General features: G+C 53.6%; 17 protein-coding genes. 10 read left to right on the forward strand and 7 right to left on the reverse strand.

Features of this window, described 5'->3' with window-relative positions:
* Positions 1 to 12: 12 nt before the first annotated feature.
* Entirely contained in the window at positions 13 to 591 is a 579-nt protein-coding gene (locus tag M2406_RS17760; RefSeq protein WP_259190888.1) for a TetR/AcrR family transcriptional regulator, read from the forward strand.
* Here M2406_RS17760 and M2406_RS17765 read toward each other — a convergent pair.
* Positions 585 to 1,001 carry a VOC family protein gene (locus M2406_RS17765; RefSeq protein WP_259190889.1) on the reverse strand — a complete coding sequence of 139 codons (417 nt, stop codon included), beginning with the start codon at positions 999 to 1,001 and terminating at the stop codon, positions 585 to 587. The genes M2406_RS17760 and M2406_RS17765 overlap by 7 nt on opposite strands.
* Positions 1,002 to 1,153: 152 nt before the next feature.
* A complete protein-coding gene (locus M2406_RS17770; RefSeq protein ID WP_218216824.1) occupies positions 1,154 to 2,266 on the reverse strand; it encodes a porin OmpC in 1,113 nt (370 codons plus the stop codon).
* An 831-nt stretch (positions 2,267 to 3,097) separates the two neighbouring features.
* On the opposite strand from M2406_RS17770, the gene M2406_RS17775 reads away from it, so the two are divergent.
* From M2406_RS17775 to rcsB, 3 genes are read left to right on the forward strand one after another with little or no spacing between them, the layout of a single operon-like run.
* Complete coding sequence (locus M2406_RS17775) at positions 3,098 to 4,252, forward strand: MFS transporter (RefSeq protein WP_259190890.1); 1,155 nt, start codon at positions 3,098 to 3,100, stop codon at positions 4,250 to 4,252.
* Between the two features lie 21 nt (positions 4,253 to 4,273).
* Entirely contained in the window at positions 4,274 to 6,976 is a 2,703-nt protein-coding gene (gene rcsD / locus M2406_RS17780; RefSeq protein WP_259190891.1) for a phosphotransferase RcsD, read from the forward strand.
* Positions 6,969 to 7,619, forward strand: a complete 651-nt coding sequence (gene rcsB, locus M2406_RS17785; RefSeq protein ID WP_004947156.1) for a response regulator transcription factor RcsB — start codon at positions 6,969 to 6,971, stop codon at positions 7,617 to 7,619. The genes rcsD and rcsB overlap by 8 nt, the downstream gene beginning before the upstream one ends.
* Positions 7,620 to 7,670: 51 nt before the next feature.
* On the opposite strand, the gene rcsC is transcribed toward rcsB, so the two are convergent.
* Both rcsC and gyrA read right to left on the reverse strand, forming a co-directional pair.
* Positions 7,671 to 10,544, reverse strand: a complete 2,874-nt coding sequence (gene rcsC, locus M2406_RS17790) for a two-component system sensor histidine kinase RcsC (RefSeq protein WP_012145983.1) — start codon at positions 10,542 to 10,544, stop codon at positions 7,671 to 7,673.
* A 163-nt stretch (positions 10,545 to 10,707) separates the two neighbouring features.
* On the reverse strand, positions 10,708 to 13,356 hold the full coding sequence (gene gyrA, locus M2406_RS17795; protein WP_012145984.1) for a DNA topoisomerase (ATP-hydrolyzing) subunit A: 2,649 nt from the start codon (positions 13,354 to 13,356) through the stop codon (positions 10,708 to 10,710).
* Positions 13,357 to 13,568: 212 nt separating this feature from the next.
* Here gyrA and ubiG point away from each other — a divergent pair, with 212 nt between their 5' ends.
* The 4 genes from ubiG to yfaE all read left to right on the forward strand — a co-directional run bounded on the left by ubiG (position 13,569) and on the right by yfaE (position 18,485).
* Complete coding sequence (ubiG, locus tag M2406_RS17800; RefSeq protein WP_012145985.1) at positions 13,569 to 14,294, forward strand: bifunctional 2-polyprenyl-6-hydroxyphenol methylase/3-demethylubiquinol 3-O-methyltransferase UbiG; 726 nt, start codon at positions 13,569 to 13,571, stop codon at positions 14,292 to 14,294.
* Between the two features lie 437 nt (positions 14,295 to 14,731).
* Entirely contained in the window at positions 14,732 to 17,020 is a 2,289-nt protein-coding gene (gene nrdA / locus M2406_RS17805; protein ID WP_012145986.1) for a class 1a ribonucleoside-diphosphate reductase subunit alpha, read from the forward strand.
* A gap of 70 nt (positions 17,021 to 17,090) precedes the next feature.
* Positions 17,091 to 18,221, forward strand: coding sequence for a class Ia ribonucleoside-diphosphate reductase subunit beta (gene nrdB, locus M2406_RS17810; RefSeq protein WP_012145987.1), 1,131 nt, complete (start codon positions 17,091 to 17,093; stop codon positions 18,219 to 18,221).
* Positions 18,222 to 18,224: 3 nt separating this feature from the next.
* Positions 18,225 to 18,485, forward strand: coding sequence for a class I ribonucleotide reductase maintenance protein YfaE (yfaE, locus tag M2406_RS17815; RefSeq protein WP_012145988.1), 261 nt, complete (start codon positions 18,225 to 18,227; stop codon positions 18,483 to 18,485).
* Between the two features lie 60 nt (positions 18,486 to 18,545).
* Here the strand turns inward: yfaE and M2406_RS17820 are convergent, their stop codons facing one another.
* A complete protein-coding gene (locus M2406_RS17820; protein ID WP_012145989.1) occupies positions 18,546 to 18,698 on the reverse strand; it encodes a Hok/Gef family protein in 153 nt (50 codons plus the stop codon).
* 227 nt (positions 18,699 to 18,925) lie between these two features.
* Positions 18,926 to 20,122: a nicotinamide mononucleotide deamidase-related protein YfaY gene (locus tag M2406_RS17825; protein ID WP_218216827.1), complete on the reverse strand. Its 1,197-nt coding sequence runs from the start codon at positions 20,120 to 20,122 to the stop codon at positions 18,926 to 18,928.
* 244 nt (positions 20,123 to 20,366) lie between these two features.
* On the opposite strand from M2406_RS17825, the gene tyrP reads away from it, so the two are divergent.
* Positions 20,367 to 21,575, forward strand: a complete 1,209-nt coding sequence (tyrP, locus tag M2406_RS17830; protein ID WP_012145991.1) for a tyrosine transporter TyrP — start codon at positions 20,367 to 20,369, stop codon at positions 21,573 to 21,575.
* Between the two features lie 50 nt (positions 21,576 to 21,625).
* Here the strand turns inward: tyrP and M2406_RS17835 are convergent, their stop codons facing one another.
* Positions 21,626 to 22,168 (reverse strand): YfaZ family outer membrane protein, encoded by a 543-nt coding sequence (locus M2406_RS17835; protein ID WP_012145992.1) that lies wholly within the window; start codon positions 22,166 to 22,168, stop codon positions 21,626 to 21,628.
* A 327-nt stretch (positions 22,169 to 22,495) separates the two neighbouring features.
* On the opposite strand from M2406_RS17835, the gene katA reads away from it, so the two are divergent.
* Positions 22,496 to 23,932, forward strand: a complete 1,437-nt coding sequence (gene katA / locus M2406_RS17840; RefSeq protein ID WP_259190911.1) for a catalase KatA — start codon at positions 22,496 to 22,498, stop codon at positions 23,930 to 23,932.
* The last annotated feature ends 30 nt before the right edge of the window (positions 23,933 to 23,962 follow it).

A 23,962-nucleotide genomic window follows, 5' to 3' on the forward strand; every position in this document is an offset into this window, starting at 1 on the left:
GGAGATGTTTTAATGTCTGTTGCCCCCAGTACTTTGCCACCACGTCAGCGCATCCTGCTGACAGCGCATGATTTGTTTTACCGCGATGGCATACGCGCGACCGGCATTGATCGCATCATCAACGAGTCAGGCGTAGCCAAGGTCACGTTTTATCGTCATTTCCCCAGTAAAAATGAGCTGATTGAGGCGTTTCTTGCCTACCGTCATGATCAGTGGCTGAGCTGGTTCAGTCGGTCTTTGGAGCAGCATGCCACCCGACGAGGAGATGTGATGCTCGCTTTGGTGCCCTGCCTTGAGGAATGGTTCAGCAGCCCGCATTACCGCGGTTGTGCTTTTATCAATACGGCGGTGGAGCTGGCGGATATGTTACCGGAGAGCCTAAAAATCGCACGCCTGCATAAGAAGCAGATGGCCGAAGTCATTGCCAGCCACCTGCCCACAAGCCCTGAGCGGGAACAGCGAGCGGAGATGCTGTCGATGCTGATCGACGGAGCCATCGTCAAGGTACAAATTGAGCAGCAACCCCAGAACGCGCTGCTGCTGCTAAGTGAAATGCTGAAGACACTGGCTGCCGCCTGGAAGCATCAGTAATTGGCCCAAATCCCCGGAGTTACCAGTTCGAGCAGATGATTATCGGGATCGCGGAAATAAATACTCTCGCCACCGTGCTCCCAGCTCATGCGCCCTTCTATCTCTATGCCATGTGCCGCCAGATGCTGTTCCCAATGCGGCAGCTGTTCTTTCGTGACGGCCAGCCCGATATGCAGCGGTCCGCTGCCATCATGCGGGGGGATATAGCCTTCCGGGTAATGTGCTCCTTTGACCGAGTCACCTTCAATAAACAGCAGCAACACGCTTTGCTGGCTCACGTCATAGGCGCGAAAACGCTCATTGGCCACCATCGCCGGCAGTTTTAATACCTGCTGGTAAAAAGCCGCGGCCCGCTCGATATCCTTGACGTACAGTACCGTTTCAATCACCCGATCTATCTTGAGCTCCATATTCACCTCCGGATTTCTCTACGGCGAAAGTTTAGGTAACCCCCGGCACATCAGAATGGCAATCCGTGCCGCGAAAATGCCAATTTGTGCCAAACCGCAGGCAAAAAAAAACGCGGCCCGAAGGCCGCGTGATCAGATTCACACTCTGTTGCTTAGAACTGGTAAACCAGGCCCACGGCAACCACGTCGTCGGTGTTGATACCGGCAGACTTGGTGAAGTCATTTTCATCCATCAGGTTGATTTTGTAATCAACGTAGGTAGACATGTTTTTGTTGAAGTAGTAGGTCGCGCCCACATCAACATACTTCATCAGATCCTGATCGCCGTAACCACGTTCGATGTCTTTGCCTTTAGACTGCAGGTAAGCCACGGAAGGACGCAGACCGAAATCGAACTGGTACTGGGCAACGATTTCCATGTTTTGCGCTTTGTTGGCGTAACCGTATGTGCTGCTGTTGCTGCTGCCGAAACGGGTTGCGTTGTAAGACTGAGTATACATCGCTGCCAGGTAGACGTTGTTGGCGTCATATTTCAGACCGCCGCTGTAAGCCTCTGCCTTGTCACCACGGCCCAGAATACCGGCGTTGTTATTGCCGTTCTGATCGTTGGTACGGTCGGAAGAGAAGTACGCCGCTGCAGCGCTGATACCGTAGCCCAGATCGTAAGACGCGGACATGCCGTAACCGTCACCGTTCTGCGCCAGCACGTCACGACCGTTGTTGGATTCGGTAGCGCTGTCGTTTTTGCCCTGGTATTGCAGAGCAAAGTTCAGGCCGTCAACCAGACCAAAGAAGTCTGAGTTACGGTAAGTCAGCACGCCGTTGGTACGCTGGAACATGAAGTTGTCCGCACCGTAGGTATCGCCACCGAACTCTGGCAGCACGTCGGTCCATGCGCCGATGTCGTACAGCACGCCGTAGTTACGGCCGTAATCCAATGAACCGTAATCACTGAATTTCAAACCTGCAAAGCCAACACGGGTGAAGTTTTTGTTGTCCTGGCTTTCCGCATGGTTGAGGTTTGCCTGATATTCCCACTCACCGTAGCCGGTCAGTTGGTCACTGATTTGTGTTTCGCCACGCAGACCAAAACGCATATAAGACTGGTCGCCATCGGAACCTTTATCATCGGAAAAATAGTGAAGACCATCGATTTTACCGAACAAATCCAGTTTATTACCGTCTTTGTTGTAGATTTCCGCCGCGCCTGCTGTGCCTGCAACCAGCAGTGCGGGTACTATCAGGGAAAGTACTCGAAGTTTCATCGTTATTATCCTCATTAATTATGTCGAGCTATGGCCACTGCCCTTTTGAGCATTATTAGCACGACTGTGCATTACCATTCTGGTAACAAGGGTTATATTAATCCAGAAAGAAAATGATACCAAGTATCCGATAGTGTTTCACCATGATTAATAAAGGTTTCAAAATGTAAATTTGCGCGAACTTCCACAAAACATTACAGACAGACAAAATAAGGCACACAATGACAAAAAATACATTTATAGATACAAAATCATGCAGTTATACAAATCTTTAAGAAAAAAAAGACAGCCATACAAAAGTCACACTCAATAAGCACATTGTGCCAAAATATTCTCATAACGCTGACGTTATAATAATCCCGCTATCATCATTATTTTCATTATTACCTTCATTATCTGTAAGATAATTTTTGTACACTTCGACCGGCTTCTGGCCGGTTTTTTATTGCCTGAAAGCTTCCCCACCATTCACCATAATGCGCACTTTTTGCCAAAAAATAGTCACGCCACGATATTATCTCAATAATTGATTTTCGCACTAATTGCTAATTTATTAACCGATATCAGTCTACGGATTAATCGCATTAATTAGAAAAGCATTCTATTGTTTAAGTAGCTATTACCTGGGCCGACATTCTGTTCGGTGTGGCAATATTGGTCGCCCCTTCTATTTTGATAGTCTGGAAAAATATCCAGAATCCCTTGCTCAGGTCATTGCCTTGTGACCATAAGCGCGGGCGAGCGCAAATCCTTTCGACCCGGATCGCGGATTGTGATAAAAACACTCCATAACTTTCAGCCCGCATTTCCACAATAGATCCTGATTCCCACATGACATCCACCTTGTGTAATGAACAGCAGAAACCCGGCGTCCCGGCACAGATCGCAACGCGTTTGGCCTTTTTTGTCGCCGGCTTCGGCATGGCTGCCTGGGCTCCCCTGGTCCCTTTCGCCAAAGCGCGTATCGGCATTGACGACGGCTCCCTGGGTCTGCTGCTGCTGTGTATTGGCGCAGGTTCGATGTTGGCGATGCCGCTTACCGGCTTCCTGACCGGCAGGTTGGGCTGTCGCCCGGTGATCCTGCTGGCCGGGCTGGCACTGTGTATTGATTTACCCCTGCTGGTCCTGATGGACACCACCACCGGTATGGCACTGGCCCTGCTGTTGTTTGGTGCGGCAATCGGCATGATCGATGTGGCGATGAACATACAGGCGGTAGTGGTCGAGCGCGCCAGCGGCAAGGCAATGATGTCCGGTTTTCACGGTTTCTTCAGCATTGGCGGCATTGCCGGTGCCGGCGGTGTTAGTGTGATGCTGTGGCTGGGGCTGTCTCCTCTGCTGGCAACATGGGTCGCCGTATTGACCATTGCCGCATTGCTGATGCTGGCCAGTCGCAATTTGCTGCGTGAAAGCGGCGGTGACGAAGGTGGCCCGATGTTTGTGCTGCCACGCGGTTGGGTGATGTTCATTGGCATCCTGTGCTTCATTATGTTCCTGGCAGAAGGCTCGATGCTCGACTGGAGCGCCCTGTTTCTCACCACCCTGAGAGGCGTTGACCACAGCCAGGCCGGATTGGGCTATGCGCTGTTCTCCATCACCATGACCATCGGCAGATTGAACGGCGATTGGGTGGTAAACCGGCTGGGCAGATATAAAGTATTGCTGCTGGGTAGCCTGTGTGCGGCCATTGGCCTGAGTCTGGCCATTATCTTCAACAACGCCATGGTTTCGCTGATTGGTTTTATGCTGGTGGGCCTCGGCGCTTCCAACGTGGTACCGATCCTGTTCAGTGCTGCCGGCAACCAGCAGGATATGCCGGCCAATCTGGCCATCGCATCAGTGACCACCGTCGGCTACGCCGGCATCCTCGCCGGACCGGCACTGATCGGCTTTATCGCTCAGTTCTCCAGCCTGACGGCGGCTTTTGCCTGCGTTGCAGTTTTACTCCTGGTGGTCACCGCCAGCGCCCGGGCGATAACCCGTTGATTCAGGAATGCGCAGTCAACTATGCAAAATAAACAACTGACCATCAGCTCAAGCAATATTACTCGCTGCTTCCTGCTGTTTTCCGTGCTGCTGACGATTGCTATCGGCCTGTACGGCTACAACTATACCAACGCCTGGCTGGCGGAAAAAAAACACGCCCTGAACAACATCGCCAACGGCCTGCAAAAACGCATCGACAACTACCGTTACGTCACCTATCAGATTTACGACAAGTTCGGTAATGCACCTTCATTGAATGTCGATCCCAGCCTGCAGGAAACCCGACTGCGCCCGGACGTTTACTACCTGGAGAAGCCGCATAAAAAAACCGACGCGGTTATTTTTGGCAGTCATGAAGAAGGCACCCTGGCGATGATCGCCAATATTTCAGACTATCTGGATACCCGCTGGGGAGCCAAGACTGAAAATTACGCCATGTATTACCTCAACGGTCAGGATAACAGCCTGAGCCTAATCACCACCCAGCCGTTAAAAGAGCTGGCCTCGAGGTTCAAGGAAAGCTATCTGACGACCTCGGCAGAGGATCGCCGGGCTGAAATGCTGCAACAGGCCAATATGCTCGATGAGCGTGAAAGCTTCTCTGCCTTACGCAAACAGCGCTTCCAGAACACCTATTCGTTTTCTATCCGCACCACTTTTAACCAACCGGGGCATTTGGCTACGGTGATCGCCTTCGATCTGCCGATTAACGACATCATCCCCATTAATATGGCGCGGTCCAACTTTATGCTGCAGCCTGACGATAGCAGCATGGACGACGGTACCTTGCCGTTGGATGCCACAACCAGCACCGGTATTTCGATGAGCGGCAGTTGGGTGGAGTTCAGCGCCCCGCTGCCTAACGCGCCACTGAAAGTGGTTTACCGCGTCTCGGCTATCAGCCTGGCAATTGACCTGCTGCGAAACAATATCTGGCTGATCGCCATCAATCTGTTGCTGTTGGCGCTGTCATTGGTGGGCATTTACTTTATCCGTCGCCAATATATCCGCCCGAGCGAAAACATGGCGGTTGAGCTGGAAGCCGAACGCGCACTGAATCAGGAAATCATCGCCAGCCTGCCTTCAGGCCTGCTGGTGTACAATTTCGCCAGCAATACGGTAATCGCCAGTAACAAGATCGCCCAGCACCTGCTGCCGCACCTCAGCCTGCAGAAAATCGCCCACATGGCCGAACAGCATCACGGTGTGATTCAGGCGACGGTAAACAATGAAGTGTATGAGATCCGCATCTTCCGCAGCCAGCTGTCGCCGGAAACCTACCTGTTCCTGCTTAACGATCAGGACAAGGAAGTGATGGTCAATAAACGTTTGCAGCAGGCACAGCGCGAGTACGACAAGAACGTACAGGCACGCAAACTGATGTTGCATAATCTGGGCATTGAGCTGAATCAACCGGTCCGGCAAATGCACGATTTGGTCGATCGTCTGCGCACACAAGCGGATGAGGAACAACAGCAAGCGCTGCAAAAGCAACTGGCGGTTCAGTCGTCAACGGTGTTGGGGCTGATTGAAAATATCACCCTGCTCACCCGGTTGGAAACCCAGGACTGGCAGCCTTCGCGTCATCCCTTCAGCCCATCGACCCTGATAGATGAATTGCTGCAGGAAGCCCTGCCGTCCATCAATCAAAAAGGCCTGTCGCTGTTCAACCATTTCCATCTTGACGTTGAACAGCAATATATCGGCGATGCCAACGCACTGCGCAAGGTGATCTCACTGCTGGTGCATTACGCCATTATCACTACTGCCTGTGGCAAGATTTCGCTGGTTGTCGATCATGAACCGGATCACCCCGATCGCCTGGTATTCCATATTAATGACACCGGTTCGGGCATTTCCAACGAAGAAATCAGCAACCTGAATTACCCGTTCCTCAGCCAAACGCTGGTGGACCGCTTTGATCATGGCTCCGGCCTCACCTTCTTCCTGTGTAATCGACTGTGCAAAAAGCTTAACGGCCAGTTGGATATCCGCAGCAAGATAGACATCGGTACTCGCTACACCATCCGCGTGCCTATGGAGATGGAGAAAAAAGAGGCGGAAGCGCAAGAAAAACTGCTCGACGGTGTGACCGCCTTACTGGACATTACTTCTGAGGAAATACGGAGCATTGTCACCCGCCTGCTGCATGCCTATGGCGCGAGCTGCATCGTTGCTGACGAACGTCAGATTAATCGCGACTACGACGTATTGTTGACCGATAACCCGCAAAGAGCTGATGATTATACCCTGCTGCTGACCAGCGATGAGGCCGGATGGCAACAGCTTGAAAAACGGTATATTCGGGTAAACTATAACCTGAGTGGTGCCATGATCGACGCCGTATTGATGCTGATTGAGCAGCAAATGGCCGCGTTGGAACAGCAGGAAAGTGCATTATCACTGACCGCAGATGACATCCAACTCTATGAAAAACAATTGAAATCAAGTGATTACTATGGCCTATTTATTGATACAGTACCCGACGATGTCAAAAAACTGTATACTGAGGCGGGCAGCAGTGATTTCAATGCTCTGTCACAGACAGCACACCGCCTGAAAGGCGTGTTTGCCATGTTAAATCTGCTTCCCGGCAAGCAACTGTGTGAATCGTTAGAACAGCACATCGCAGACGGTGATGCGCTCAAGATCGAGAATAACATCAGTCAGATTGATTTTTTCGTCAGTAGACTGCTGCAGCAAGGTAGCCAACAACATGAATAACCTGAACGTAATTATTGCTGATGACCATCCTATCGTACTGTTTGGCATCCGGAAGTCACTTGAGCAAATTGAATGGGTGAATGTCGTTGGGGAGTTTGAAGACTCAACAGCACTGATCAACAATCTGTCCAAACTGGATGCAAACGTCCTGATCACCGACCTTTCGATGCCGGGTGATAAGTATGGCGACGGCATTACGCTGATCAAATACATCAAACGCCATTATCCGCAGTTGTCGATCATCGTTCTGACCATGAACAACAACCCGGCCATTCTCAGCGCCGTGTTGGATCTGGATATCGAAGGCATAGTACTGAAACAGGGTGCGCCGACCGACCTGCCGAAAGCGCTGGCCGCATTGCAAAAAGGCAAGAAATTCACGCCGGAAAGCGTTTCCAAACTGTTGGAGAGGATCAGCGCCAGTGGTTACGGTGACAAGCGTCTGTCACCAAAAGAGAGCGAAGTACTGCGCCTGTTCGCCGAAGGTTTCCTGGTGACCGAGATCGCCAAGAAGCTCAATCGCAGCATCAAAACCATCAGTAGCCAGAAGAAATCGGCGATGATGAAGTTGGGTGTTGAGAACGATATTGCGCTGCTCAACTACCTCTCTTCCGTCAGCATGGCACCGCTGGACAAAGAATAAAATCCCCGGTAGTTAACAGAGGGCGCGGCATAATGCCGCGCCCTTTTGCTTTCAGGCATCTTCAGACTCGGCGCGCATGCGACGAACCTGTTGGCTGTAATACCCTAATGTCTGTTCCAGCGTTTCCAGGGTCACCGGCTTAGACAGGCAGTTATCCATCCCGGCCTCAATACAGCGCTGTTTCTCTTCCGCCAGGGCATTCGCCGTCACGCCGATTACCGGAGCAGTAAAGTGCAACTGGCGCAGGCGCTGGGTCAAACGGTAGCCATCCATATTAGGCATGTTGACGTCGGTCAGCACGATGTCGACGGTATTGCGATTCAACACGTCGAGCGCATCAACCCCATCATTGGCAGTCACTACCTGATAGCCCAGTGAGCCAAGCTGGTCGGACAGCAACCGGCGGTTAATCGGGTGGTCATCCACCACCAGCAAATGAATATCCCCGTTGTCTACCCTGTTGGCCTTGGCCGGCAACGGCAATTGCATCAAAGTATTGCCGCTTTCATCACGGGTACCAAACAAGCGGTTGAGCAGCGCCAGGGTTTCACGCGGCGTCGAAGTGCTGTGCATCCAATAGCCCGGCCGGGTTTCCTGCGACGGGCCGATATGCTCAATAGAGAACTGGATCTGCGCCAGCAGCGGTGTATTGATCATCAGCGGGTGATCGCTGAGCATCACATCCCCTGCCGCAGTCTCTTGCCCCTGATGACGCAGTACCGTCGCGCCATAGCCGCCAAGAACCTCCATCAGATAACTTTCCAACCGCTGGTTGCGGATAGCCAGCCACAGAGTTTTACCTTGCCAGGTATCGCTGGGCTGCGGGATCGGGAACTGAGCGTTAAACAGCGGAATGCGGATGGTGAACAGGCTGCCTAATCCCGGCTCAGACTCAACGGCAATGTCGCCATCCATCATGTTGATCAGTTTTTCGCATATCGCCAACCCCAGCCCGGTGCCCTGGAAATGGCGTTGCACGCCGCTACCCACCTGGAAGAACGGATCAAACAGGCGGGTAATTTCTTTCTCCGGGATGCCGACCCCGGTATCACGAACGCTAAACTCCAAATAGCTGCCGCGCGTACACACCTGCAGAATGATGCAGCCGGTATCGGTAAACTTAATCGCGTTGTTCAACAAGTTGGACAGCACCTGCTGCAGCCGTACCGGATCGCCGGAAATGCGCTCCGGGACGTTCTGTTCGATAAAGCAGTACAACCCCAACCGCTTCTTCACCACCAGCGGCAAATAGTTGCCGGCGATGTGGGTGATCACCTCCAGGCAGGAGAACTCGCGCGGTTCAATCTTCAGTTGCTCGGATTCGATTTTGGAGAAATCCAGTATGTCGCTGATGATCTTCAGCAATAGCCCGGACGAGTTGTTCATCGCATTGACCAGTCGGTCAACGCCCTGCGGTAACGCCTTGGTTTGCAACAAATCGAGGTTACCGATGATGCCGTACAGCGGCGTACGCAATTCGTGACTGACGGTCGCCAGGAACATCGACTTGGATTGGCTGGCCTGCTCTGCCGCCGCAGCCATCTCCTGCAGCGACTCTTCCATTTTCACGCGGGCGCTGACGTCCACCAGCACACAGATCGCCACATCCTCGTTACGGTAACGGGAATGAACAAAGCTGATTTGCAGGTTGTTGTTATTACTGGTCATCACATCCACAAAGTTCACCTGCTGTTCGCAGATGATGCGCGTAATGCGGTCACGGTCTTCGTGGGTCAGCAGGTTGATGTAGTTATGCGCCAATTCATTACTCAGAATGTTGGTGCCGTCACTGATACGCAAAATACAAATACCCACCGGTGCCGAGGCGACAATCTTGCGGTTGAACTGTTCATGCTCCTCCAGCCGGAAGGCGTTGTCTTCTGCCGGCAGGAACATTTTGCGCTCAAACAGCCAGGCCAGGCTGAACAACACAATGGCAGACAACATATTCAACAGCACCGCATTGAGGATTAGCATCCTGAAGCGTTCAACCACCGTCTTCACCGGCACAGAATAAACAATACTGAGCGATGACGGCGGCAGCGCTTTTTTCATGATCAGGTCGCGGTAATTATCTACATAGCCGAAGTAAGCCGGTTCATCCGGATAGCTGCTGGGAGCGTTCGCATCTCGCCCATCATCGGCCAGCCGCAGTATCGGTTGGTTATTCTCATCCAACAGGGTTACGCCGGTCGGCAAGCTGCCGGCGGAAACAAAGTCCTCCAGGCGAATGGTTTGCTCAATACCCAGCAACGCCTCCAGCTTGTTACCAATATAAATTGGCGTCAGTACATACAGATAACCGACATCCGGCCGTTGCTGGCTTGGGCTGATCCAGTACAGATTATTGTCTTTGTCCTGATTCTTGGCATTACGGTATTTAAGGATACGCTCATGCAGAGTTTTCAGCGCGTCGGCTCGATTGGCTACGCCGCTGCCGCTGCCGCCAAACTCCGCCATGCACAGCGTATCGCCGTCGATGAAAAACACCCGGTTGAGATCGTAGGCCGCAACGAAGTTCTCTTTCCAATACTGGATCAACCCACTCAGAGAATTGAGTGAGCTGCGGTAGGTGGTGTTAAGTGAACAACTGGACTCTGGATACAGCGGTACAAACTCCAGCGGACTGTTTTTGCCGGGAAAGATGCCGCTAAACATGTCCATGCTACTGACTGAACCGTTGAGACGGTTTTCCGCCATGTACTTGATATCACGCATGATATCGGCCGAATGGCGGATATAACCCTGAGCCTGATCGAAGTTCAGATTGTAGTCCTGCCGAATATCAGACTCTTTCTGATGCAGGATATTCAGGATATAGAAGGTGGTGAGCAACGCCCCCAACGACCACAACATGATCGCCAGCACCCGGAACAAATAGCGGGATATCTTTAACGTGGTGCGAAAAGAAGCTAAATATTTCAATCGGATACCATACGAATATCAGTGGCGACCAGCGCGTTCATATCAAAGCCGGGAGCTCAGGCTTGGGTCCGGCAATTAAACCATAGAACTGAAAAAGGGCCTAGCATCGCTGCCAGGCCCTTGTTACCTCAGTGCGATAGGGGCATGTGCCGGCCCCTATGGCTTAGGCGTTGTCTTCTTCCGCGTCGTCTGGCGCTTCAGAATCATCGCCTTCGTCCAGCGGTGCAGCATCTTCTTCTGCAACTTCCGCACCCGGTTCGAGGCTGTCCAGCTCTTCGTCTTCCACCGGCTCGGCTACACGCTGCAGACCGACGACGTTCTCGTCTTCCGCAGTACGGATCAGCGTAACACCCTGGGTATTACGACCCACCACGCTAACTTCCGATACGCGGGTACGCACCAGCGTGCCTGCATCGGTAATCATCATGATCTGATCGGTGGTATCCACCTGAACCGCACCCACTACCTGACCATTACGCTCGCTCACCTTAATGGAGATAACCCCTTGGGTAGCGCGTGACTTGGTCGGATATTCGGTGACTGCGGTACGTTTACCGTAGCCATTCTGGGTAACGGTCAGAATGTCGCCTTCACCGCGTGGCACAATCAGGGAAATAACGCTGTCGCCTTCGCCCAGATTGATACCGCGTACGCCGGTGGCAGTACGACCCATAGAACGCACCTGCGTTTCCGGGAAGCGCACCACTTTACCATTGGCGGAGAACAGCATGACTTCATTGCTGCCGTCAGTCAGGTCAACACCAATCAGCTCGTCACCCTCGTTGAGGTTAACGGCGATGATGCCGGCGCTGCGTGGGCGGCTGAAATCGGTCAATGCGGTTTTCTTCACGGTGCCGCTGGCGGTAGCCATAAACACGTGACGCCCTTCTTCATACTCGCGTACCGGCAGAATGGCGGTAATACGCTCATTGGCTTCCAGCGGCAGCAGGTTGACGATTGGACGACCGCGCGCGCCACGGCTGGCTTCAGGCAGTTGGTACACCTTCATCCAGTACAGACGGCCACGGCTGGAGAAGCACAGGATCGTGTCGTGGGTGTTGGCCACCAACAGACGATCGATAAAGTCTTCTTCTTTAATACGTGCCGCTGACTTGCCTTTACCACCGCGGCGTTGCGCTTCATAGTCGGTCAGAGGCTGATACTTCACATAGCCCTGGTGCGACAGCGTAACGACCACGTCTTCCTGGTTGATCAGGTCTTCGATATTGATATCTGAAGTATTGGCGGTGATCTCGGTGCGGCGGCCATCGTTGTACTGCTCTTTGATTGCCACCAGCTCTTCGCGGATCACTTCCATCAGACGGTCTGGGTTTTCCAGAATAAAGATCAGCGCGGCAATCGCCGTCAGCAGCTCTTTATACTCGTCCAGCAGCTTTTCATGCTCCAGGCCGGTCAGTTTCTGCAGGCGCAGATCCAGGATCGCCTGAGCCTGCTGCTCGGTCAGATGGTATTTACCGTCACGGATGCCGAACTCCGGCTCCAGCCACTCAGGGCGAGCGGCGTCGTCACCGGCGCGCTCCAGCATGGCTGCCACATTACCCAGATCCCACGCTTGAGCAACCAACGCGGCTTTCGCTTCCGCAGGGGTTGGCGCACGGCGGATCATCTCGATAATCGGATCGATGTTCGCCAGTGCGATGGCCAGCGCTTCCAGGATATGGGCGCGATCGCGGGCTTTACGCAGTTCGAAGATGGTACGGCGGGTCACCACTTCACGGCGGTGACGAACAAACGCCTGCAGAATGTCTTTCAGGTTCAGCAGTTTCGGCTGGCCCTGATGCAATGCCACCATGTTGATGCCGAAGGTGACCTGCAGTTGCGTCAGCGAATACAGGTTGTTCAGCACCACTTCGCCGACCGCGTCGCGTTTGATTTCAATTACGATGCGCATGCCGTCTTTGTCGGATTCGTCACGCAGCGCGCTGATGCCTTCCACGCGTTTTTCTTTGACCAGCTCGGCGATCTTCTCGATCAGACGCGCCTTGTTCACCTGATACGGGATCTCGTGAACAATGATGGTTTCGCGACCGGTTTTGGCATCGGCTTCTACTTCGGCGCGCGCGCGCAGGTAGATTTTGCCGCGCCCGGTGCGGTAAGCCTCTTCAATGCCGCGACGGCCATTGATGATCGCCGCAGTCGGGAAGTCCGGCCCCGGGATGTATTCCATCAGGCCTTCGATGCTGATGTTTTCATCATCGATATAGGCCAGGCAGCCGTTGATAACCTCTGACAGGTTATGCGGCGGAATGTTGGTGGCCATACCCACGGCGATGCCCGACGCGCCGTTTACCAGCAGGTTCGGGATCTTGGTTGGCATGACGGCCGGGATCTGCTCGGTGCCATCGTAGTTAGGCACGAAGTCGACGGTTTCTTTTTCCAGATCCGCCAGCAGTTCGTGAGCAATTTTGGACATGCGCACTTCGGTATAACGCATCGCCGCGGCGGAGTCGCCATCGACAGAACCGAAGTTACCCTGACCGTCCACCAGCATATAGCGCAGTGAAAACGGTTGGGCCATACGCACGATGGTGTCGTAAACCGCGCTGTCACCGTGTGGGTGATATTTACCGATTACGTCCCCAACGACACGGGCCGATTTCTTGTATGGTTTATTCCAGTCGTTACCCAATACACTCATCGCGAACAAAACGCGACGGTGCACCGGCTTCAGTCCATCACGAACATCTGGCAGCGCACGTCCGACAATTACGGACATCGCGTAGTCCAGATACGAGTTTTTCAACTCGTCTTCGATGTTTACCGGTGTGATTTCTCTGGCAAGGTCGCTCATGGAGCTGCTATCCCTCTACTAATGATTCATCTGCCCGCTGCCATAGTGGCAAAGGTGTAAAACTATATCACAAAGCACGCTTTACGGGAAAATAACCGCCGCTGTTTAACTTAAATTGTGCATATATGTGCAGTAAAAATGCATCGGCACAGACGGTGCTGCGCCGGAACATGTATAATCCGCGCAACGAGAACCAGGAGCCAAATACGCCCATGAATGCAGAATCATCCAGCCAAGCGCAAAACGTAGACCATCATGAAATCGCCAAGTTCGAGGCCGTGGCCTCACGCTGGTGGGATTTGGAAGGTGAATTCAAGCCGCTGCACCGTATCAACCCGCTGCGTCTGAACTACATCCTGCAGCGTGCCGGCGGCATTTTTGACAAAACCGTCCTCGACGTGGGCTGCGGCGGCGGCATTTTGGCGGAAAGCATGGCGCGCGAAGGCGCACAGGTCACCGGGCTGGACATGGGCGCCGAGCCGCTGCAGGTTGCCCGGTTGCACGCGCTGGAAAGCGGCGTGAATGTGGCTTACATCCAGGAAACGGTAGAAAGCCATGCACAGGCCAACCCACAGCGCTATGACGTAGTGACCTGCATGGAAATGCTGGAGCACGTTCCCGACCCGGCCTCGGTGGTACGCGCCTGCGCTCACCTGGTCAAACCGGGTGGCCACGTGTTTTTCTCCACCATTAACCGCAATACCAAAGCCTGGCTGATGGCAGTGGTCGGTGCGGAATATATTCTGAAGATGGTGCCACAGGGCACCCATGACCATAAGAAGTTCATCCGCCCTTCTGAATTGATTGGCTGGGTTGATGGCACGCCACTTCGCGAAAAGCATATGATTGGCCTGCATTACAACCCAATCACCGACCATTTCAAGCTTGGCCGCAACGTTGATGTGAACTATATGGTACATACTCAGCACGAAGGCTGAGGCTCTCCGAGTGCGCCGGGACTGGCCTGTCAGGCCCGGTGCGCCGATAACATTAAGATAAATACCTAATTCTTCCGCTTTCGATCAAAATCGTCGTTGTAAACAGTTTTTAAGAATATTAAATCAGATCAATATGCCGTTTTTTTCTAACGTTTAATAAAGCGGCAAACGATCACGTTTTTCTGATTCTAGGGAAATTCTTATCCCGCTTATTGACAAGCTTGTCGCGCCAGTCACAGCGCGCACTGCGAAAGACAAGTCACATTTCACCCCCAAGTTATCCACAAATTAGGCCACTTTTGTTCACTTGCAAACGCCCTGTTTTCTCACTATCTTGTTACCTCACCGACATACAACCCCTATATATAGTGTTTACATACTGAGCAGAGCTACTACACTTCTGCTTAGGGGCACCATACGGACAGGTAAAACACCACATGAACCAAAGTCTGCTTGTAACTAAACGCGATGGCCGTAAAGAGCGCATCAACCTCGACAAAATCCACCGTGTCATCGACTGGGCCGCGGAAGGGTTAAACAACGTCTCGGTTTCTCAAGTAGAGTTGCGTTCTCATATTCAGTTTTATGACGGCATCAAAACTGCTGATATTCATGAAACCATTATCAAAGCTGCAGCCGATCTGATCTCCCGCGACGCGCCGGACTACCAGTATCTGGCAGCACGCCTGGCCATCTTCCATCTGCGCAAAAAAGCTTACGGTCAATTCGAACCGCCGAAGCTGCTCGCTCACGTAACGCGCATGGTAGAAATGGGCAAGTACGATAAGCATCTGCTGGAAGACTACACCACTGAAGAGTTCGAGCAGATGGACTCCTTTATCGATCACTGGCGTGATATGAACTTCTCCTACGCAGCCGTTAAACAGCTGGAAGGGAAGTATCTGGTGCAGAACCGCGTGAGCGGCGAGATCTACGAGAGCGCTCAGTTCCTGTATATCCTGGTTGCCGCGTGCCTGTTCTCCAACTATCCGCGTGATACCCGTCTGGACTACGTTAAACGTTTCTACGACGCGATCTCCACCTTCAAGATTTCACTGCCTACGCCAATCATGTCCGGCGTGCGCACCCCAACCCGCCAGTTCAGCTCTTGCGTGCTGATCGAGTGCGGCGACAGCCTGGATTCAATTAACGCCACCTCCAGCGCCATTGTGAAATACGTTTCGCAACGTGCCGGTATCGGTATCAACGCCGGCCGCATCCGTGCGCTGGGCAGCCCGATCCGTGGCGGTGAAGCCTTCCATACCGGTTGTATCCCGTTCTACAAACATTTCCAGACCGCGGTGAAGTCCTGTTCCCAGGGCGGCGTGCGTGGCGGTGCGGCCACTCTGTTCTACCCAATGTGGCATCTGGAAGTTGAAAGCCTGCTGGTGCTGAAAAACAACCGCGGCGTTGAAGGCAACCGCGTACGTCACATGGACTACGGCGTGCAATTGAACCGCCTGATGTACCAGCGCCTGATCAAGGGCCAGGACATCACCCTGTTCAGCCCGTCTGACGTCCCAGGCCTGTATGACGCGTTCTTCGCCGATCAGGACGAATTCGAACGTCTGTACACCCAGTACGAACAAGACGACAGCATTCGCCAGAAACGCGTGAAAGCGGTTGAGCTGTTCTCGCTGATGATGCAGGAACGCGCCTCTACCGGCCGTATCTACATCCAGAACGTTGACCACTGCAACACTCACAGTCCGTTTGATCCGCAGATCGCGCCGGTACGTCAATCCAACCTGTGCCTGGAAATCGCCCTGCCGACCAAGCCACTCGATGACGTCAACGACGAAAACGGCGAAATCGCCCTGTGTACGCTGTCCGCCTTTAACCTGGGTGCCATCGAAAGCCTGGACGATCTGGAAGAGTTGGCTACCCTGGCGGTACGTGCATTGGATGCCCTGCTGGATTACCAGGACTACCCAATCAAAGCCGCTCATCGCGGCGCCATGGGCCGTCGCACCCTGGGTATCGGCGTGATCAACTACGCTTATTACCTGGCGAAGAACGGCGTACGCTACTCCGACGGCAGCGCTAATGCCCTGACCCACAAGACTTTCGAAGCCATTCAGTATTACCTGCTGAAAGCCTCGAACCGTCTGGCTCAGGAACAGGGTGCCTGCCCGTGGTTCAATGAAACCACTTATTCACAGGGCATTCTGCCGATCGACACCTACAAGAAAGATCTGGATGTCATCTGCCAGGAGCCTCTGCACTACGACTGGGAAACCCTGCGTAAAGAGATCAAGGAAACCGGTCTGCGCAACTCTACCCTGTCGGCGCTGATGCCTTCGGAAACCTCTTCGCAGATTTCCAATGCTACCAACGGCATTGAGCCACCACGTGGCCACATCAGTATCAAAGCGTCGAAAGACGGCATTCTGCGCCAGGTGGTGCCAGAGTATGAGCGTCTGAAAAACGACTACGAACTGCTGTGGGAAATGCCGAACAACGACGGCTACCTGCAACTGGTCGGTCTGATGCAGAAGTTTATCGACCAGTCGATCTCTGCCAACACCAACTATGACCCAACCCGTTTCCCGGGCGGCAAGGTGCCAATGAAGCAGCTGTTGAAAGACCTGCTGACTACCTACAAGTTTGGTGTCAAGACGCTGTACTATCAGAACACCCGCGACGGTGCCGATGATATTCAGGAAGATTTGCTGCCGGCAAAGGGCGGCGATGATGACTGCGAAAGCGGCGCCTGCAAGATCTAAAGTTTGACACAGCGGGCCGGAACTCTTCCGGCCCCTTCTAATTCAGCACGGCACTAATGGATTCAGGCTTATGGCTTACACCACATTTTCTCAGAATAAAAACAACCAGTTGCTGGAGCCGATGTTCTTCGGTCAGTCGGTTAACGTTGCGCGTTTCGATCAGCAAAAACATGAAATTTTCGAAAAGCTGATTGAGAAGCAACTGTCCTTTTTCTGGCGTCCGGAAGAAGTTGACGTTTCCCGCGACCGTATCGACTACCAGGCGCTGCCGGAACATGAAAAACACATTTTCATCAGCAACCTGAAATATCAGACGCTGCTCGATTCGATCCAGGGCCGTAGCCCGAACGTCGCGCTGCTGCCGCTGATCTCGATCCCGGAGCTGGAAACCTGGATAGAAACCTGGTCCTTCTCTGAGACCATCCACTCCCGTTCTTACACCCATATTATCCGTAACATCGTCAACGATCCGGCGATCGTGTTTGACGACATCGTCACTAACGAAGAGATCCTCAAGCGCGCGAAAGACATCTCCGGCTACTACGACGATCTGATCGAGATGACCGGCTACTATCATCTGTTGGGTGAAGGCACCCATCAGGTCAACGGCAAGACAGTAACCGTTACCCTGCGCGCCCTGAAGAAACAGCTCTATCTGTGCCTGATGAGCGTTAACGCACTGGAAGCCATCCGCTTCTACGTCAGCTTTGCCTGTTCATTTGCCTTCGCGGAACGTGAACTGATGGAAGGCAATGCCAAAATCATCAAGCTGATTGCCCGTGACGAAGCGCTGCACCTGACCGGTACCCAGCACATGCTGAACCTGATGCGTTCCGGCGCAGATGACCCGGAGATGGCGGAAATCGCCGTTGAGTGTCAGCAGCAGTGCTATGACCTGTTTGTACTGGCTGCCGAGCAGGAAAAAGAGTGGGCGGAATACCTGTTCCGTGACGGCTCAATGATCGGCCTGAACAAAGACATTCTGTGCCAGTATGTGGAATACATCACCAATATCCGCATGCAGGCGGTGGGTCTCGGCCTGCCGTTCGCCACCCGCTCTAACCCGATCCCGTGGATCAACGCCTGGTTAGTGTCAGACAACGTGCAGGTTGCACCGCAGGAAGTGGAAGTCAGCTCCTACCTGGTCGGCCAGATCGACTCGGAAGTGCATGCCGACGACCTGAGCGACTTCGAACTCTAAGCGATGGCATCATCAATCGTCACGCTGCGTGCCAGTGGTACGCAGCTATCCTGCCCCAAAAGTGAAAACTGTCTGCTCGACGTGCTGGAATTGCACGACGTTGAGGTGGAATACCAGTGCCGTTCCGGCTATTGCGGCGCCTGCCGCCTGAAGTTGGTGAAAGGTGATGTGGTTTACCGACAGCCGCCATTGGCATTTATCAACGACGGTGAAATCCTGCCCTGCTGCTGTATGCCACTGACCGATATCGAGCTGGAAATTTGAAGAGTTGGGTGCCTGAACCACGCCTGAAGACCAGAAGGCGGGGTTTCCCCCGCCCTATGATTACCGCTTCACATCACAAGCTAACCTGATCAATATAGTGATATTTTCCTGATAGATTGTCAGCTCACACAGTGAGTCTCTTATCATCCAAATGAATATCAAAATAGTAATACATACAACAGTTAACGAGTGAAACACATGCTTTAACCGCATGCTTGCCTCCTTGCTGTGAAGGGGCTACCATAACGGTGTCTAGGCGTTAGGGCAGCCCCATTCTGATTGATAGTCAGTTTGGGGCTTTCATCTATCCGCCTTTCCACACAATGCCCAAGACGAATAGTCTCAAGCACCCGCAGCGATTGTAACAGCCTATCTTCAACGCGATAACCCCTTATAATGTTATGATTAATAAGGGATATATCACTACCATCAAGCATTCTCTACTCGATAATCTCGACGATCTCCAGCCAGCCGTTTTTCCCACACACTGGCCCACCGTTCAGCCAGCGCCGCAGCATGTCCAATGCCAGCATTGCTACCGACTCTTGCCGTAGCCGTAAACCATGACGCGCTGCCCGGTAACGAACCGTCTGCCCGATACCGCCTTTCGGCGTGTGCAGCACCACGCTCACCTGGTCACCGCTCATGGCACTGACCGCCAGCGCCAGCTGTGCCCCGGTCAGTTCCGCCAGAGAACGAGCGCGGGCCAGCGTGGTTTCCAGTGTTTCCACACAGTGCGACGGTAGCAGCTCGCCACCGGCCAGCGGTGCGCCTTCGGTCTGCAACTGCAGATTGATCAATCCGGCGCTGAACTGTTCGCTCAGCGCCAGCTTCAACCCTTGCTGGTTCAAGCGTTGCGTCAGTGCTGCCGGCAGGCCAATAGTGCCCTCAAACAGAGTGTTGTCACCTGCCACCTGGCGTACCCGTTCCCAGGCCTGCTCCATCGCCGCACGCTGGCTGACCGGGCCGGTCAGCTTCAGCTCAATGATCGGGCTGGAAGAGCGGTAACCGAGCACCACTTCCGGCGGTAGCGGCATGCCATCGAGTTCGGCGGCCAGATCGCTCTCGGAGGTACCAAAGGTGGTTAAACGCAAACACAGCGGCGCTGCCGGCAAGGTAAAACGCTCGCGCAGGCGCGGGACGATTTGCTGCTCGACCATCACTTTAAATTCAGAAGGGACACCGGGGGTGAAAAACATCGTGCACCGGTTCAGCTTCAACGCAAAGCCACAGGCAGTACCCACCGGGTTATCGAGCATCTCGGCGTTTGCCGGGATCTGCGCCTGTTTACGGTTTGAAGCCGCCATCGGCCGACCACGTTCGGCAAAATAAGCCTCCATACGCGCCAACCATTCAGCATGTTCCACCAGCTCAACACCACAAGCGCTAGCCGCCGCCAGCGCGCTGAGATCGTCACTGGTCGGCCCCAGACCGCCGTTCACGATCAGCACATCGGCAATGTGGCTACGCTCCAGTAATGTTTCAATCAAAGAAGAGAGGCTGTCCCCCACCGTTTCACGGCCGCTCATCGGCATACCCTGCTGGAACAGATAATCAGCCAGCCAGGCGGCGTTGGTATCTATAATTTGCCCGTGCAGCACCTCATCACCGGTGCTGAGCATCTCCACCCTTAACATTGATCTCTCCCACATTTTCTGATCATTCCACTATAGAAGCCTGTAAATAAGTTTTCACTACGCATTGCCGGTTAATTTCTGTCGAAGGCACTTTTTTGCGACATCACGCGGCCCACCAATGCGTAAACTTAAGTTAACACAACCCGTAACGCCTGTTTGACACAAAATAATCCATCAACTATCCTGCCGCACTTAGAATGAGTTACCTATAATTTTCCAAAATCTTTGGCTGGTAGAGAAAAACGTGAAGAATCGCACGCTTGGCAGTGTTTTTATCGTGGCAGGAACCACCATTGGCGCAGGGATGTTGGCGATGCCACTGGCGGCGGCCGGTGTCGGCTTTGGCGTCACGCTGGGTCTGTTGGTCGGACTGTGGCTGTTGATGTGTTATACCGCGCTGCTGCTGGTCGAGGTTTATCAGCATGAACAGGCGGATACCGGCCTCGGGACTCTGGCAAAACGCTATCTTGGCGGCGGCGGCCAATGGCTGACCAGTTTCAGCATGATGTTCCTGATGTATGCCCTGACTGCGGCCTATATTAGCGGTGCCGGCGAATTACTGGCGGCCAGCATCAGCCAATGGACCTCGCAGGATTTCCCCACCACGCTCGGCGTGCTGCTGTTTACTCTGGTGGCCGGCGGCGTCGTCTGCATCGGCACCCATTCGGTCGATCTGTTTAACCGTATCCTGTTCAGCGCCAAAGTGGTGTTCCTGATTGTCATGCTGGGTCTGATGTTGCCAAATATCCATCAAACCAACCTGATGACCCTACCGCTGGAGCAAGGGCTGGCGCTATCGGCCATTCCGGTGATTTTCACTTCGTTCGGCTTCCACGGCAGTGTGCCCAGCATTGTTAACTACATGGGCGGCAATATCCGTAAACTGCGCTGGGTGTTCATTATCGGCAGCGCCATTCCACTGGTGGCCTATATTTTCTGGCAGTTGGCGACGCTAGGCAGCATCAGCTCCACCACTTTCGTCGGCATTCTGGCACAGCAAGCCGGTCTGAACGGCCTGTTGCAGGCGGTACGAGACGTCGTGGCGTCTCCCCATGTCGAACTGGCGGTACATCTGTTTGCCGATCTGGCGCTGGCTACCTCGTTCCTTGGTGTCGCGCTCGGGCTGTTTGATTTCCTGGCCGATCTGTTTAAACGCCAGGACAACGTGCGGGGTCGTCTGCAGACCGGTGCCATCACTTTCTTGCCGCCGTTGGCTTTCGCTCTGTTCTACCCACGTGGCTTTGTGTTAGCTCTGGGTTTTGCCGCCATTGCGCTGGCGGTGCTGGCGCTGTTGCTGCCATCATTATTGGTGTGGAAAACACGTCAGCAGCATCAGGCAAAATACCGCGTTTGGGGCGGCACACCGGCACTGGCACTGGTGTTTGTTTGCGGAATAACGGTGATTGCCATTCAGTTGGGCATTGCCAGCGGCATTCTGCCGGCAGTTGGGTAATAGATTGAACGATAAAACAAAGGGGCCGCTTGGCCCCTTTGTTATTTGCATCAGAAACTCAGACCGACACCAATATACGGGCCATCGGCCAGGGTGTTGTCACGACGTCCGTCCTTCCCTTCCATCTTCATGTAGCGATAACCCACATCCACGCTGAGCGGGCGGAAAATATTCCAACGCAGGCCGCCGCTGGCCTCGTTATACGCCTTCACGCCGCTGGTCAGCGAATCCGGGGCAAAATAACCTTCGCCATGCAGGCTGAAGTAACGGGAGATAGCCCAGTCCAGGCCGCCGCCCAACGCCAATGCTCCGCCGTCACTGCCGTCTTTCGGGCTTAGATACAACGCCTTGCCACCCACAGTGGCGGTCAACGGCCCCAGCGGCACACCGAAACTCAGCCCCAGGCTACCGACGTTGCCGTCATGATCGCTGCGCGCCCAGTTGCCGGTTATTCCCAAGCCGGAATTGCCGGTATCCTGGCCGAAACCAAGATTGGTGTAATGCTGCCCGGCCTCGCCCGACAGGCTGAGTGCGCTCGCCGCACCGGTCACAAACAGCATACTTGCTGCGCAGGCGACCAAAGTCTTTTTCATCATCTATCCCTCTTGCTGCTTCATCCATTACGAATGATATGAATTAACCCGTAATAATACCGTCACAAGTCTATACCAAAGCGCAATCGGTCTTTAAGGGATAAATCCCTAATTAATCAAAGAAATGTAAAGTTCTGCAAGCAAAGGTCTCATTCACTGAGGTAATGGCAACGATAACTCAGACCTATTTGCCGCAGCCGTTCAATAGGTCTACAACTAGTAGTGGCATTGACCCAAGTCAGGGTAACCACGCCCTGCCAGATTATGATGATGAACGCTTACGCCGCCAGAATCTTAACTCGATTGCACTACAATAAGGAGCAAGTGATGAGCAAGAAAGGACTGACCACCGCAGCCGGCGCCCCGGTTGTCGATAATAATAACGTGATCACCGCCGGCAAACGCGGCCCGATGTTGTTACAGGACGTGTGGTTTCTGGAAAAACTGGCCCATTTCGACCGTGAAGTGATCCCCGAGCGCCGCATGCACGCCAAAGGTTCCGGCGCCTACGGCACTTTCACCGTCACCCACGACATTAGCCAGTACACCCGCGCAAAAATCTTCTCTGAAATCGGCAAGCAAACTGACATGTTCATCCGCTTCTCCACCGTAGCCGGTGAGCGCGGGGCCGCCGACGCCGAGCGTGACATTCGTGGTTTCGCCATGAAGTTTTATACCGAGGAAGGCAATTGGGATTTGGTGGGTAACGATACGCCAATCTTCTATTTGCGCGATCCGCTGAAGTTCCCCGATCTAAACCACGTGGTCAAACGCGATCCGCGCACCAATCTGCGTAACCCAACTTACAAGTGGGATTTCTTCTCGCTGTCACCGGAAACTCTGCATCAGCTGACCATCGACTTCAGTGACCGCGGTATTCCTAAATCCTATCGCCATATGCATGGTTTCGGCAGCCATACCTTCAGTTTTATCAATGCCAACAATGAACGCTTCTGGGTGAAGTTCCACTTCCGTTGCGAACAGGGCATTGAAAACCTGATGGATGATGAAGCAGAAGCCATCATCGCCAAGGACCGTGAAAGCTCACAACGCGATCTGTATGAGGCCATCGAACGGGGTGATTTCCCACGCTGGAAGCTGCAAATCCAGATCATGCCGGAACACGAAGCCTCTCAGACGCCATACAACCCGTTCGATCTGACCAAGGTATGGCCGCATGGCGACTACCCGCTGATCGACGTGGGTTTCTTCGAGCTGCACCGCAACCCGGAAAACTACTTCTCAGAAGTGGAGCAGGTGGCGATGAACCCGGCCAACGTGGTACCCGGCGTCAGTTTCTCGCCGGACAAGATGCTGCAGGGGCGTCTGTTCTCCTACGGGGATACGCACCGTTATCGTCTGGGCGTAAATCACCATCAAATCCCGGTGAACAGCCCAAAATGCCCGTTCCACAACTATCATCGTGACGGTGCGATGCGCGTGGACGGTAACAGCGGCAACGGAGCCACCTACGAGCCAAACAGTTTCGGCCTGTTCCAGGAGCAACCGGACTTCAGCGAACCGCCGTTGAGCATTGAAGGTGCCGCTGACCACTGGAATCACCGTGAAGACGATGATTACTACAGCCAGCCGCGCGCGCTGTTCAACCTGCTGAGTGCCGAAGAACACCAACGCATGTTCACCCGCATCGCCGGAGAGCTGTCGCAGGTGCCGGAACAGATCCAGCGTCGTCAGGTTGAATTGTTTACCAAAGTGCACCCGAATTACGGTGCCGGCGTAGCCAAGGCGTTAGGTCTGAAATAACCCGCGTTACCCTCAAGGCCGCCTTCAGGC

It is taken from the genome of Serratia sp. BIGb0163, assembly GCF_024809935.1.
GTDB lineage: Bacteria > Pseudomonadota > Gammaproteobacteria > Enterobacterales > Enterobacteriaceae > Serratia > Serratia quinivorans.

Bases quoted from the DNA above. Each gene is read 5' to 3' on its own strand.
- katA (WP_259190911.1), top strand. From the start codon at position 22,496: ATGAGCAAGAAAGGACTGACCACCGCAGCCGGCGCCCCGGTTGTCGAT.
- yfaE (WP_012145988.1), top strand. From the start codon at position 18,225: ATGGCATCATCAATCGTCACGCTGCGTGCCAGTGGTACGCAGCTATCC.
- M2406_RS17825 (WP_218216827.1), bottom strand. From the start codon at position 20,122: ATGTTAAGGGTGGAGATGCTCAGCACCGGTGATGAGGTGCTGCACGGG.
- ubiG (WP_012145985.1), top strand. From the start codon at position 13,569: ATGAATGCAGAATCATCCAGCCAAGCGCAAAACGTAGACCATCATGAA.
- M2406_RS17820 (WP_012145989.1), bottom strand. From the start codon at position 18,698: ATGCGGTTAAAGCATGTGTTTCACTCGTTAACTGTTGTATGTATTACT.
- nrdB (WP_012145987.1), top strand. From the start codon at position 17,091: ATGGCTTACACCACATTTTCTCAGAATAAAAACAACCAGTTGCTGGAG.
- rcsD (WP_259190891.1), top strand. From the start codon at position 4,274: ATGCAAAATAAACAACTGACCATCAGCTCAAGCAATATTACTCGCTGC.
- rcsB (WP_004947156.1), top strand. From the start codon at position 6,969: ATGAATAACCTGAACGTAATTATTGCTGATGACCATCCTATCGTACTG.
- M2406_RS17765 (WP_259190889.1), bottom strand. From the start codon at position 1,001: ATGGAGCTCAAGATAGATCGGGTGATTGAAACGGTACTGTACGTCAAG.
- M2406_RS17775 (WP_259190890.1), top strand. From the start codon at position 3,098: ATGACATCCACCTTGTGTAATGAACAGCAGAAACCCGGCGTCCCGGCA.
- M2406_RS17770 (WP_218216824.1), bottom strand. From the start codon at position 2,266: ATGAAACTTCGAGTACTTTCCCTGATAGTACCCGCACTGCTGGTTGCA.
- M2406_RS17835 (WP_012145992.1), bottom strand. From the start codon at position 22,168: ATGAAAAAGACTTTGGTCGCCTGCGCAGCAAGTATGCTGTTTGTGACC.
- gyrA (WP_012145984.1), bottom strand. From the start codon at position 13,356: ATGAGCGACCTTGCCAGAGAAATCACACCGGTAAACATCGAAGACGAG.
- nrdA (WP_012145986.1), top strand. From the start codon at position 14,732: ATGAACCAAAGTCTGCTTGTAACTAAACGCGATGGCCGTAAAGAGCGC.
- M2406_RS17760 (WP_259190888.1), top strand. From the start codon at position 13: ATGTCTGTTGCCCCCAGTACTTTGCCACCACGTCAGCGCATCCTGCTG.